Origin of the sequence: Paenibacillus sp. PL91, from assembly GCF_012935325.2 — a bacterium.
GTDB lineage: Bacteria > Bacillota > Bacilli > Paenibacillales > Paenibacillaceae > Pristimantibacillus.
Genome location: NZ_JABBYG020000001.1, coordinates 909,321 through 922,738, shown reverse-complemented (window position 1 = coordinate 922,738; position 13,418 = coordinate 909,321). Strand labels below are relative to the sequence as shown.

The 13,418-nt window shown below is 48.0% G+C and carries 9 protein-coding genes and 1 pseudogene; 3 read left to right on the top strand and 7 right to left on the bottom strand.

All coding sequences use genetic code 11. From position 1 onward, the window contains the following. Nucleotides 1-342 precede the first annotated feature (342 nt). Nucleotides 343-3,024 carry an IPT/TIG domain-containing protein gene (locus HI950_RS04360; protein ID WP_169081416.1) on the bottom strand — a complete coding sequence of 894 codons (2,682 nt, stop codon included), beginning with the start codon at nucleotides 3,022-3,024 and terminating at the stop codon, nucleotides 343-345. Nucleotides 3,025-3,114: 90 nt separating this feature from the next. Then, on the bottom strand, nucleotides 3,115-3,537 hold the full coding sequence (locus tag HI950_RS04355) for a VOC family protein (protein ID WP_169081417.1): 423 nt from the start codon (nucleotides 3,535-3,537) through the stop codon (nucleotides 3,115-3,117). Nucleotides 3,538-3,730: 193 nt separating this feature from the next. On the opposite strand from HI950_RS04355, the gene HI950_RS04350 reads away from it, so the two are divergent. Continuing rightward, nucleotides 3,731-5,794, top strand: coding sequence for a LuxR family transcriptional regulator (locus HI950_RS04350; RefSeq protein WP_169081418.1), 2,064 nt, complete (start codon nucleotides 3,731-3,733; stop codon nucleotides 5,792-5,794). Between the two features lie 270 nt (nucleotides 5,795-6,064). Here the strand turns inward: HI950_RS04350 and HI950_RS04345 are convergent, their stop codons facing one another. Further along, complete coding sequence (locus HI950_RS04345; RefSeq protein ID WP_169081419.1) at nucleotides 6,065-6,955, bottom strand: LysR family transcriptional regulator; 891 nt, start codon at nucleotides 6,953-6,955, stop codon at nucleotides 6,065-6,067. 116 nt (nucleotides 6,956-7,071) lie between these two features. On the opposite strand from HI950_RS04345, the gene HI950_RS04340 reads away from it, so the two are divergent. After that, entirely contained in the window at nucleotides 7,072-8,457 is a 1,386-nt protein-coding gene (locus HI950_RS04340; RefSeq protein ID WP_169081420.1) for an MFS transporter, read from the top strand. A 403-nt stretch (nucleotides 8,458-8,860) separates the two neighbouring features. Continuing rightward, the gene (locus HI950_RS04335; protein ID WP_169081421.1) at nucleotides 8,861-9,070 is read left to right on the top strand and encodes a hypothetical protein; all 210 of its coding nucleotides are present in this window, start codon (nucleotides 8,861-8,863) and stop codon (nucleotides 9,068-9,070) included. A gap of 59 nt (nucleotides 9,071-9,129) precedes the next feature. On the opposite strand, the gene HI950_RS04330 is transcribed toward HI950_RS04335, so the two are convergent. The 4 genes and pseudogenes from HI950_RS04330 to HI950_RS04315 all read right to left on the bottom strand — a co-directional run bounded on the left by HI950_RS04330 (nucleotide 9,130) and on the right by HI950_RS04315 (nucleotide 13,231). Beyond that, nucleotides 9,130-10,311 carry an MFS transporter gene (locus tag HI950_RS04330; protein WP_169082191.1) on the bottom strand — a complete coding sequence of 394 codons (1,182 nt, stop codon included), beginning with the start codon at nucleotides 10,309-10,311 and terminating at the stop codon, nucleotides 9,130-9,132. Between the two features lie 79 nt (nucleotides 10,312-10,390). After that, nucleotides 10,391-10,513 (bottom strand): annotated as a pseudogene (locus tag HI950_RS04325) (MerR family DNA-binding transcriptional regulator); the annotation flags it as partial. Nucleotides 10,514-10,717: 204 nt separating this feature from the next. Further along, a complete protein-coding gene (locus HI950_RS04320) occupies nucleotides 10,718-11,506 on the bottom strand; it encodes a TerC family protein (protein WP_169081422.1) in 789 nt (262 codons plus the stop codon). A gap of 246 nt (nucleotides 11,507-11,752) precedes the next feature. Beyond that, nucleotides 11,753-13,231 carry an Lsa family ABC-F type ribosomal protection protein gene (locus HI950_RS04315; RefSeq protein WP_169081423.1) on the bottom strand — a complete coding sequence of 493 codons (1,479 nt, stop codon included), beginning with the start codon at nucleotides 13,229-13,231 and terminating at the stop codon, nucleotides 11,753-11,755. Nucleotides 13,232-13,418: the final 187 nt, after the last annotated feature.

The following is a 13,418-nucleotide window of genomic DNA, read 5'->3' as shown; positions in this document are numbered from 1 at the left end:
GACAATAAAGAAAGGGCTTGCGACGATCAGATTTGCACGAATCGGATTTAAGAAAAATACTGGTAGGCATTTCGTTGTTCGTTGCTGTGGAGATGAAAATCACAGCAATCGCACATACAATCGAAGTTAACCAAGCCACACAAATCCATAGACAGGCTCCGCGTCTCGAATTGCTGAATGGCAGGCGGAGGCTCGCGGTTTGAAAGGCCTTGTAACCAATGGAAAATGGCGCCCATGTAGGGCGCCTTTCCCATGCTAGTGAGGTTGTTATCAATGAAAACATCAAAGGGGAGCGCCGGCATCTAGCCGATACTCCCCTTCCCGCTTTATATGAAATTAGTATTATAAAAACGGCATAATAGCGTTTGCGTAAGCTTGAGCGCCCTTCGGATTCGGATGGCCCATCGAGGCGCGTTTGCATATTTCCATATCCAGACCTGTGCAACCAGCCTCCGTGCAAGAAACCAGCCGGTCGCCCGCTATGAAATCCTGCGGCGAGAGATCCAGATTAATGCCGAACAGGTACGGATCGTCGGTAAGCGCCGCGTGGTCGGGACCGAAGTTAGGATCGGCGAAGAAGATCTGAGGGGTATTCAGCTCCCCGTTTTTACGGTTAATGACCTGCTGTAGGTACATCTTGGATTCTCTCTCCAGCTTCTCGCAGCGGTTGCAAATGTTTTCGAATTCGGCAAGACCGAACACGCCTCCTGCCGCTCCGCCGCCGGCTCCTCCCACGAGTATGCCGAGGGCGATAAGCATCGCCTCGACTGCCGCAAGATCGCTCTTGCGGGAGATCGGCGCATAATAGCCGGTCACGATGACCTTGGCCATTGGATAAAGTCTCGTAACTTTGTCCAGCAGCGTATACATGCTTTGATTAAAATGCGTCTCGAACAGCTCATCTAAATTCACTAAGTTAAACGGGTTCAGGACAGTTCTAACGTCAACGTCGTTCATCCCGCCGTCCATTAGAACCAGATCTACTTTATCCCTCCGGTCGGTGAATAGGTCACACTGCTGCAGAATTGTCGGATAGGACGTCGGCACCTCGCCGTCCACCTGCTCGGCAGTATTTGAATTGCCGTCTCCGATGGTCGCCCCAGAATGCGCCAAAACACTCGTATACTGCTTGATATTGCCATTCTTGGCCTGAATCGCCGCGCCAACGAGCGAGTAGAATTTCTCGTGCTCCTGCATCCCTTGGCCCCAGCTGACGGAGTCGCCGATCACTAGCATATGGTACGTCTCAAGCTCCAGATGGAATGTATTAGACAGTGTGCCGTCCGTGAAACGAACCTTCAAGGTGACGCGTTCGCCTGATGCATTGATCTCCGTATCAGAAGGACGAACCATCGTAAATTCGATTTGCGTCGAGTTGATCAGACGGACATCCGGCATTTCGTGATCGTTGACGAGCACGAGCGTTCCTTCCGTAAAGCCGCTTCCCTTCAAGGTAACCTTCATGCCCGGCTTGACGCGAAGCAGCTCATCCGGCTTCCGTTCTCCCATCCCTTCCTGCTCGATATCTATAATCTGAGGCAGAACATAAACGGAAGCGCGATTAGACAGCGTAGAATCCACCTGACGAACCTGAATCGTACGCGAGCCTCCGAACAGCGGCGGTACAGTAAACTGCAGGAGTGTATCGCTTAGAACCGTCGTAGAGGCTTCGGTACCGTCGATAACCAGCTTATCGCTGAAGGCGAATCGTTTTCCCTCTACCGTCACCCGGTCGCCGGTTTTGACATAAAGTGGGCTGACATGGTTAATCGCAGGCTCCAGCATTTTTATTATGAAATCACCGGGATCAATGTCAAAGAAGCTGACCGGATTAGGCAGAATGCTGCCCGGCCTACCGTACGGCCCTTGGTAGCCGGCAGCCCCCGGCGCGCCAGGCTGACCCGCCCTCCGAGGTCCCGGACCGCAGGAGCCCTTCGAGTCTCCAACGTCCCCACCTGCACCGCCGAATCCGGGTACGCCCGCAAGTCCGCCCGCACCTGCGCCTCCACCAACAGTCTGGATATCAAATCCCCCTCTTACATATTGCTGCAGAACAGACTGCGGTGCATATAAACTCAGCCGGCCACCCGTGCCGCCGTTGCCTCCAGCACCGCCGCTGCCGGCTGCACCGCCGTTACCTCCGTTGCCGCCAGCGCCAGCACCCGCCTTGCAGAAGCCCGCCCAATCCAGCACAGCAGGCTTGCCTTTTCCACCTTTTCCACCGTTGCCGCCGTTTTGTCCTTGGCCGCCTTGGGTGCCATCCTGGCCGCGCAGGTCAAATCGCGGTCTCCCTGACATATCAAGCACCCATACTTCGAGCTCCGGCGCGGATGCGCCGTCGTACCCGCGGTATCCCGTCCAGCCTGGCGTACCGTTCGTCCCCGGAATGCCAACCAGCGTCGTGGACATCGGCGCATCACCCGGTGTAGTCGGAGCTGGGTTGACTTGCGGAGGAATATAACGGAAAGGGCGCTCCCAGCTGAACGAAACCTCATCCTCGACTGTCAGCTTCTCTGCAAGGATAATGAGATAGCGATGCGGGTACTTCAAGATGATATTCGTTCCTCTCGTGATATACACCTCGGAGGCGACCCAGTACGCCGTATCGATCGAGACATCGGATCCAGCCGTAAGAGCAGGCAACGATAGAAAGGCTTTGTCCTTGCTGGTGAACGGTATCGCCGTCAGAATATCGGCCTTACCGCTGTAGGTCTCTATCGTTGGCGTTCCTTTTTGGCTTGTGACGATGCGGGTAGCGGACTGCACCATTGTACCTCCGCTGATAATGCTTGCTCCCGGCTTAGTTATGCCTGACTGAGGAACGATGCGGCCGCTGATTTGCAGCGTGCCTAGACTAGAAAGCGATGTCACACCCTTTGCTTCCAGCAGCGCTTTATGATAGGCAAGCCTGTCGTTTACCATCTGAGGGGCTGCAGTGAATGAGCCGGCCGTTAAAGTCGCGGCGAAAGCATCCGTCTGCATACCTCCATTCGAGCTGTTGTTTCCGTAAGTACCTTTAGACATTGTAATTACCTCTCCTTTTCATTAGACAAATCTTGCGTGAAGCTGTGCCGGCAAACCATGCGAGTCGGCTTGGCATTCGTCGGAGTCGGTTCAGGTTCGGTCCGCCCATTCCTCCAATTGTTCGAACGTAACCGTTCTACCGGCCGGCAACTCTGCCTGAACGGTCCAAATGATTTGCACATGATTCCCTTCCGGATCGAAAAAAGAAAACGTAGGTCCTTCCTGCTGCCAATACGGTCCCTGGGTGAAAACGCCCAGGTCCTTCAATTTGTGCCATACAGCCTTGAAGTCGTTCAACGTATCTGCACAGAAAGCCAAATGCATATGATGCGGATTGTTCATGATGATCAGCTCACGCCGACCCGAGGAAGGGTCGATGCCGAGCTTAGCTGTCCCGTCCTCGCCAGGCGTCTTCGCCTCCTTCAGCTCCAGCGCCGTTTCATAAAAGGCCGCTAGCCTGCGCACATCATGAGCGTACAGCGTTATGTGTTCCAATCGGCTTACCTTCGCCATGCTTCCTTCATCCTTTCCGGCAGCATCTCGCCTAAACACATCCTACCATCGCCTTTGTCGCGGCGATATTACCCGAAAGGATGCATCCAAAAGTATACCCTTTATGTAAAAACCAGGTGCTAAACGACATGGGAGCGTGTAAAATATGGTGGAGGACATTTTGATGAAATGATATGACGAAGTGGGTGAACGGATGATTCAGTTCAGAATGGAGGAGCTGGAAAGCCGGCTGCTGGTCGGACGCTCCGCGGAAATTAATGCCTTTATCAACATGCTTGAGGACGAGCGCCGAACCAAGAGGCTGATTCACCTCTTCGGAACGGCCGGCGTCGGCAAGAGCTGTCTGCTCGACGAGCTGCAGCGGCAGGCCAGATTAAGGGGAATCGCCTCGATTGCAATGGACAGCGAAGGATTTTGGCGTTCACCGGATGCTTTTTGTTTACATATCTTACAAACCTTAAGAAGCTTGGAGCCTGACGATGAGGGCCTGGAGGCTTCTTCTTTATTGGAGAGGAGTATCCGCAAGCTGAATGAGACGGCAGCATCCGAACGAGTGGTGCTGTTCCTGGACAATTACGAGACGCTGGAAGCGCTCGATCATTGGCTGCGCGAATATTTTTTCAAGCGGCTTCACGAAAATGTGCTGATCGTGACGGCCGGGCGCCATGCCCTCTCCGAAGCGTGGGTTCTCTCGTCCGTCTGGCGTACGCAGATCGCAAGAATTTACTTGGATCATCTCCCGTATGAAGCGGTCGAACGATACGCCAGCTACTGCCAAATATCTGATCCGTCCTTAGTCCGGGACATCTGGCGCAGGTCCAAGGGACATCCGTTAACGCTTTCTCTGCTTGCGTTCTTCTGGGAGCAACAGGCACCGCAGGCCGGCGAAGGACAGAGCTCGGAGGAAGCCGACAGCCTGACTTTCATCGTAAGCCAGTGGCTGCGGGAAATTCCAGGTGAGCATATGCGCCCCCTTGTCGAAGCCGCCGCCGTGCTGCGTTATTTTAATCAGGATACACTCTCCTTTATGATGGAGAAGGAAATGACTACTCCGGAATTTTATCAGCTCATCCGTTTCTCCTTCGTACGAAGAACGGACAGCGGCTGGACGGTTCACGCTTTAATGCGTGAAGCGGTGATTCAAGAATTGCGTTTGCGCTCGCCTCAGCTGTATGACCGGCTTCAAACCCGGGCCATCATCCACGCCTACGAAAGGTTTAAGCTTTCGCCGCGAAATTTGCGCAATCATGAAGCGCTTGAGCTTACGTATTATGCCGGGGACGCTCTGATCCATGCCCTGATGAATTGGTTCGATCCTACCCCTCGGCCGTTCGAGTCCGTCGGCCGGAGCCACCGTGCAGAGCTCGAGCGCTATGTCCGGTACCGTCAGGATACGGCCTCGGCGCAGACGATTAAGCTGTTCGATGCTGCGACAAACCGCCGTTTCGACTTTAAACTGACTGCGGAGGAGAATCTATATTCCCTGAAATGGTTCGATCTGGACCGGTTGTTCTCGCTCGAATACGACGTGCTCCGCGTCATGCGAAACGACGCGGGGAAGATAGCGGTACTCATCTCGCTCGTTCCCATCAACCGGAAGACGATGCCGTATTTGATGGAGCATCCGTGCTCCCGTTCCTATTTCTCCGGCCTTACAGAAGAAGAGCTTAAGCGGTTTGCCGTTCCGGAACATACCCGCGCTGGCTGGTTTATCGATATGATCGATCAAGACGATTACGAGAATGCTGCCCAGCATACGGCCATCGGCCACTTTCTCCACGGATTGATGTTCACCGGAGAGTTCTTGCTGCGTACCCCCGCTCCCCACCCGTTCTTCCTTGCGGCTCATGAAAGCCTCGGCTTCGATACGGCCGATCATGCTGTCCATACGAACTACGACGGCATTACACCGACGCCTGTCTTCATTCGGGATACAGAGGGCGAGCATCTACATGCTTATATCCGGAAGCTGGTCAAGCGCTCGGGCCTTCGAATCGAGCTTCCGCTGGAGGAATCGGACGACACTGGTATGGATGTTTCCCCTACGAGCGGAAGCGAAGGCGGCATGTCGGAGCTGAATGGCTTGACCGCCCGGGAAAAGGAGGTTGCCGCCCTCGTATTCGAAGGGCTGACCAATGCGGATATCGCTGCCCGACTGTATCTTAGCGAGGTAACGGTGAAGAAGCATTTGAAATCGATCTTCGAGAAGCAGGATGTCAGCAGCCGGACTCAGCTGGTTCGGAAAATGCTTAAATAACGAAGAGAAGCCGCAGGCATGCGGCTTCTCTTCAGGTATACGTCTAGCAAGCATTAATTTGAACATCAAAAAAACATCGCCATCTTTTAGGCGATGTTTAAGACTGTTTTATTAAGGATAGACAGTGGTCAGGCTTACATTTGCAAAACCAGTTTTCCGACCGTGTTTTTCTCTTCCAAAAGAGCAAGTGCTTCTGCGGCATTTTCCAGAGGATTATTAAAATCAACATTAGCTAATGCTTGTAACACATGTTTTCGATCATTCTTCTTTTTAATTTATTGTCTGTTTGGATAACGCCTCAAAATATTGTACAACAACCTCACGGAATTCAAGAGCAGCCCGCGAAATGTACCGACTCCTGTTCCATACTAAAGCTATCTCCCGTACCAATTCATGATTCTCTACTTGGAGATATTTAATATGCTCCCGTGAAAATCTAGCCGTGCTTGGTATGAAGGCTATGCCAATTTCTGCTTCCACAAGAGTGCTCAGCCTTGCAGGCTCATCTCCCTCATATACATATTTAGGTGCAAATCCAACCGATTTGCATATAGCGTCCACTAGATCGCGAGTACCGTAGCCTTTCTTTACACCGACAAACCATTCATCCCTTAGTTCTGACAAGGATACGCTGCTTCGGTCTGCCAGCCGATGCCCCTTCGGTACAGCTACTAGGATCGGGTCGATGTACACGATTTGACATCCAATGTCATCCCCTTGAATAGGTGGTGAGGACAAGCAGAAATCGACCTCTCCTCTATGAAGAAGCGTAACCATTTCCTGAGTGGTCAGCATTTGAACATGAAATTGGATATAGGGCCGTTTTTTCCTAAACTCCCGAAGGATTTTGGGTAACGTGCTAGCGGTAGTCACTGCCAATTCGAGTGTGCCATGCTCCGGGCTGGAAAGATCACTAATCTCCTGCTTCCCCTGTTCCAATTCAAACAACGCCCTTTCTGCACGGCGAAGGAATCTGCTGCCGAACTCATTCAAACGCAGCCTCCTCCCTATTCGATCGAATAGAGGGACCCCTAAATCCTCTTCCAAACGTTGAATCGTTTTGCTTAGTGACGATTGAGTAACGTGCAGACTTCGTGCAGCTTCGGTCACATGTTCCAAACGAGCTACCGCAAGAAAATATTGCAGTTGAAGCAGTTCCATTTTGCACCCTCCTTCATTCCTTCTAATCAATGAAATCATAACATAAAATGCGTTGGAATAAATAAACGCTTTCAAGTACGATGGCATTAATACGCTTCGCTATGGGGGGACCAAAAATGAATGCTCGCAGCAGGTGGTTGATGATTTCCGTTGGAATGGGGGTACTTTTGAACCCATTAAATTCTTCGATGATTTCTGTGGCTATTGCAAGGCTGCAAGATGTGTATCGCCTTGACTTTACGGTAGTTTCCTGGATAATTTTTTCCTTCTACATTGCAAGCAGCATCGCTCAACCTGTCATGGGAAAAGCGAGTGATTTATTCGGTCGCAAGAAGATATTTCTTACAGGGCTTGTTGTAGCCTTCGTTGCGTCACTATTAGCTCCATTTTCACCAAACTTTGGGTGGCTCATCGTGTTTCGAATTGTGCAATCCATCGGAACTAGCATGATGGTTTCAGTTGGAATGGCCATTGTGCGAATTCATATCACGGAGAAACAAGCGTCTGCGCTGTCGGTTTTGTCCATATTTCTATCAGGAGCAGCAGCAATTGGCCCCTTTCTCGGTGGGGTCTTGATTCACTGGTGGGACTGGCCAGCTATCTTTTTCGTCAATATTCCAATCGTAGTAACGGGCTTCCTCTTAGCTTGGAGGAATATCCCTAAGGACGGACCGCCAACATCAGATGCACGCAACATTTCCTTTCGAAAATGGTCTAAACGGATTGATGCGTCAGGGATCCTTCTTTTTACTGTCGGTCTCGTTGCCCTACTCATTGGATTACTGTCTGCAAAATCTTCGGGGCATGTCTCATATGGACATGTCATCGTTGGATTGATAGGTCTCGTTTCGCTGGGGGCTTTCGTAAGACATGAGTTAAAAGCGACGTCACCCTTTATTCCTTTACGCACATTTGCCAAATATCCTGTGATGACTTGGGTCAATATCGAATTCATGCTCGTTAACGTACTTTATTACTCGCTTTTTTTCGGGCTCCCCTCCTACTTGCAAATGGTACGTCATGTCAGCGAATTCCATACAGGGATTCTCATGCTAAGCCTGGGTTTGTGCTCGCTCGTTGTTTCTCCATTAGCAGGACGATGGGTAGAAAAATCAGGATCACGACCAGCATTGCTAGTATCCGGAATACTGATGACACTTGGGTCAGTATGGCTAGCGACATTGAATCAAACCTCACCGGTTATCAGCGTGTGTTTGGCGTTAGCTGCATTCGGTATTAGCAATGGGTTGAACAATGTCGGTATGCAAGCGGCCTTGTTCAAAAGTTCTCCAAAAGAAATGATCGGTGTAGCATCCGGAGTATTTATGACATCGAGATATCTGGGGACCATTCTCTCTTCCTTGTTGCTAGGCATCGTAATGGGAGATAAGTTCAGCGCCGGGGGATTTCGACTGCTTGGGGTTATCCTCTCGGTAATTGCATTGTCCTTGGTATTCATGAGTTGGCGGCGCCGTGAAACAGGGCAATTGGAAGAGTCATAGGTCCACCAAGTTCAAATTAGGAGGAGTATCATTGCCGGTAACGTTCTCTGTTTGTTCAATCCAAGATCAAAATTGTCTATAATGATAGGAATAAAAAAAGAATCTCCTTCTCATAATAAAGATGGATTCAATCCGTCATAGACCGAACGGCAGCCTGTTGAACCATCATATATAAAAAGCATTCCTTCAGCCCCCTCATCACTATAAAATCAAAAAAAGCCGCAATTAAGCGGCTTCTATGAATAGGTTCTCGTTACTTTCAGTACCAGGTGCTGTCCTTCGAGGAAAAAAATTGACGATTCCATCTTGAATTTTATTCTCTACCATTGCTTTGTATGAAGTTTTTAGTGTAATATTTGACCTTAGCATAAAAAATAAAAAAAACCGTGGAGGGTATGTTTAAATGCAACAGAAAATTAAACTTCAAGAAGGTCAAAGACTAATTACAAACAAAGATTTTGAAGTAGCGATTGCTCAAAAGGCTATAATCAAAGCCATGCAAAACGGTATGCAGATTAGGCCAGCCGCTACGATTATTGGATATAACGATGATTCCGTTCGTATGTCTGACGGAAGTATTATCCATAGAACAGCAAATTCATTTTTCGTCTAAAAAAGAGCTTCTACTTGACCGATATAAAAATCGGTCTTTTTTTTCGCAAATTACCACACTCAATCCATCGAAATAGGAGTTTCATCGACTTTCAGAAGGCTTAAACGATTCTCATTCAACAATCTTTTCACAAAGAAAGTGAACACTAATAAGGAAAACGTTACTGACACGGCGCTGACCGTGAACAATACCTGGTAGCTCGTGTACTGGGAGACCCAGCCCAGCATGATCGCACCAAAACCGATGCCGAGGTCGGTAGCAGTCAACAAGGAAGCGTTGGCAACTCCTTTACGGTCAGGGTGTGCTAGCCGTATCGTTGCTGCTTGAAGAGCTGGCTGCGCAGAACCGAAACCGATCCCGTACAGAACCGCTGAAAAGAGTACGCCGAACAATCCGTTCGAAAAGCTTAAAACAATTAATGCGGAAATTGTAATCAAAAGGCCCGGGACTATGACAAACTTCTCGCCATAGCGATCTGAAAGTTTCCCTGAAATGGGACGGCTCAGAGCAAGCGTTGCCGCATAAGCCAGAAAGAACGCGCCGGAATTAACCTTGATTGAATCTGTGAACAGCGGGACAAAAGCGGTAATGCCGCCATAAGCGACAGTCAGAAAAAAAACCGATGCTGTAACGGGCAATACCGATTTTTCGAATAATTCGATTCTCCGAGAGCTTGGTTGCGGTCGGAAAGGCATTTTTGCCCCCATCGTCAAGAGCAGCGCTGCGACAGAGAGTCCGGTGGCGATTAGAAACAGCGCATGATACGAGAGGTTTTGTATAACCCAGATGGCAAACAATGGGCCGATCGCCATTGCAAGTGTCATGGCTGTGCTAAACCACCCCATTCCTTCTCCTCGGCGGGCAGAGGGTATGATATCCGTAACCGCCGTGAAAACCGCGGTAGTGGAAACGGCCCAGCTCATTCCGTGCAATATTCTAATTGCCATCAAAACGAGGATTCCACCAACCCAGTCATACATATACATCGCTAAGGCGAAGAGAAGTAGTCCCCACACGATAAACGGGCGTCTTCCGAATCGATCAAGCAGCCCGCCGACGATCGGACGGAAAATAACGGCAGACAGCATAAACGCGCCCACCGCCAGACCGACCTGCGATTCATTGCCGCCCATTTTTTTGATGAACAGTGGCAGAGTCGGAAGCAGTAAATAAAATCCGGTAAACAAAAAAAGCATCCCGACAGTCAAGAGAATAAACGACTTCGTCCATAGACGTTCCAGGATTCATTCCTCCTCGGTGAAAGATGCAGCGCTAATCATCCTTTGATTTTCATAATGTTTTTTCTTTTTTCAAAATGGTCTGATCAAATCTTGTAATTCCGCTTTTATTGCGGTTCACCCGTGGAATCAGTCCAATGCGTTCATAGTAGCGCAGTGTATCCTGTGAAACATTAAATTTTTCACTTACTTCTGCAATCACCATCGGATGAAGTCCACCTCCTGTGTTCAAATATTATCCATACTTCGCCTCTCCCTAATAGGAGTTTACAGTCTGGAGTTAACTCCAAGTCAATGGTAAACTTTCGTTGACCCGCCTTAAAATAAAGAAGCAGCCTGTTGAGAGGGTCTCAACAGGCTGCTTCTTTATTTAATCATTTCAACATTTAAAATGGTCCAGCCCTTCCACTTATGCCGCTCTCGATGCGTGTTTTTCCTTCTCCTTGCTGCCTGAAAGGAACCAACCGCTAACCGCGATAAGAATAAGAACGACGTAGAACGTTACTTTCCAGGCTGCCGATTCCGCGAAGTCATGCGGGATAACGTGCAGCGATGGATGCGCTAGCGTATGAACCGCTAGCTTAACACCAACCCAGCCGACGATACAGAAAGCGGCAACTTCCAGAGCTGGTCTGCTCTCCAACAGCTTTACGAACATATTCGCTGCAAAGCGCATGATGATAAGGCCGATAAAACCACCTAGGAAAATAACGATAAAGTGACCGCCATCCATCCCGCCGATTTTCGGCAAGTTCGTTGCTGGCAAAGCGACGGCCAGTGCGACAGCTGCTAGAATCGAGTCAATCGCGAAAGCGATATCCGCCACTTCGACTTTGAGAACAGTCAACCAGAAACCGCTTTTCTTTGGTTCCTTCCCTGTACTCTTGGCTGCTGATTCTTCGCCTTTCTTCACGATGACCTTACGCAATATGTGGTTGAGCGCGATAAACAGTAGATAGAGCGCCCCGATGGCCTGCACCTGCCAAACATCCACCAAAAACGAAATTGCGAACAACGAAGCAAAACGGAAAACAAATGCGCCTGCCAAGCCATAGAACAAAGCCTTCTTACGCTCTGCTTCAGGCAAATGCTTGACCATAATCGCCAGGACAAGCGCGTTGTCGGCTGCAAGCAGACCCTCCAGCGCAATCAATACAAGCAATACCCAGCCATACTCTAACAATAATCCGAAATCCATTCTATATCCTCCTAAATTTAAATGATAGGTTTACCGTCTAGTCTAGTTCGCTACTCCCCTTTGCGTATAGATAACTAATCAATTGCGATAATGCGTCTTCCATAAAGCGTTTAATAAAATGTGATACGGGATGCGGACAACATTGGTTTCATGATTTATAGATATATTTTAAGCTTTTGCAAAATCCTATCGGTTTTATGTTAATGGCCGGCAGAATTAATCTGCCGGCCATTTGCCAGAACAACATTAGAGTTCAATGATCTTTGTTGCAACGTTGTTGCAAAATTCCCTGTCATGCTCCACAAAAAGAATGGTTGGAGAGTATTCAAGAATCAGCTCTTCAATTTGCATGCGAGAAATGATATCAATAAAATTAAGAGGTTCATCCCAAATATGCAAATGAACTTTCTCACTAAGGCTTTTTGCAATCAGCACTTTCTTTTTTTGCCCTCCGCTGAAGGCAGAAATATCTTTTTCAAATTGAACTCTGGAAAAATCAAGCTTTCTTAAAATCGATTTAAACAAGCTTTCATCAATCCCATGTCTTGCTGCAAAATCAGATAAATTGCCTTGAAGATGAGATGTGTCCTGCGATACATAGGAAATCTCCAACTGACTGTCCTTAATGAAGGCGCCAGTATACTTTATATCCTCTCCGCAAATAAGTTTGATGATGCTTGATTTTCCAGAGCCGTTTTTACCCGAAAGAGCAATCCGCTCCCCTTGCTCAATTATAAAGCTTAAGTCAGTACAGACCTTCTTCTCCTCGTAAAAAATCGAGACGTGATCAAGTTTAGCAAGCTGTTTTTTATGATAAACAAGCTGCGAAATCTCTAGGCTGTCAGAGTTTTCGATGTTTTTAAGGAGCTTCGACTTTTCTTCAATGGCAGATTGCTGTCTTTGCTCAATTGCTTTAGAGCGTTTCATCATTTTAGCTGCCTTGTGGCCAACATATCCTTTATCTACCTTGGAACCGGAATTTCTAGTTCCGTTTTTTGTTTTTTCCACTTCATGTGACCAGTTGCCCGTCCGTTTAGCAGAATCCGACAAGCGTTTAATGTCTTTTCTAAGTTTTTCATTCTCTGCAAGCTCAAAGTGATCTTGTCTCGTTTTGTTTTCCCACCAACTGGAAAAATTACCTTTTTGAATTTCTATATTGGTCTTATTGATTGAAAGGATGTGGTCTACGCAGTTATCCAGAAATGACCGATCGTGAGACACCAAAATAAATCCGCTTTTGGATTTGAGATAGTCACTGACTAGTTTTCTTGCATGCATGTCAAGATGATTGGTTGGTTCATCAATCAACAGAAAGCTATTTTCTTTAATAAATAATGTAGCCAGCAGCACTTTCGTCTGCTCTCCGCTCGACAAAGAATCAAAGGGCCGATATAAAACATCCTCAGAAACCTTAAGCAAGGAAAGCTCGCGCATTAATTTCCAGTGCAGATAGTCAGGAAATATATCGTTGATTACATCTATCGTATTGTTTTCCTTGTTCCCAACCTGGAAAGGGAAATATTCGAAATTAACATGAGCAGAAATGTTTCCGCTGTATTCATATTTACCAAGCAGCAAGCCTAGAAAAGTGGTCTTTCCCCTTCCGTTTCTTCCCGTAAATCCTAATTTCCAATCGGTATCGATTTGAAAATTTACGTTTTCAAATATATTATCGTAGCTGCCCTCATAGGCAAACGTTAGGTTTGTAACATTTATTAATGACATAAAATCATCCTCCTGTATGGAAAATATAAAAGCTACAAGAAAGTTACTTTCTTGTAGCTCAAATAAATACAGTTAATCCAACCCCGCTGCGGAGTTAGACTAGGATATATTGTTTGAGTGAAAAGAATGAGTAACTTTCTTGCATATAAAGAATAAAACATGCGAAAAAAACCGCTTTAATTGTTTT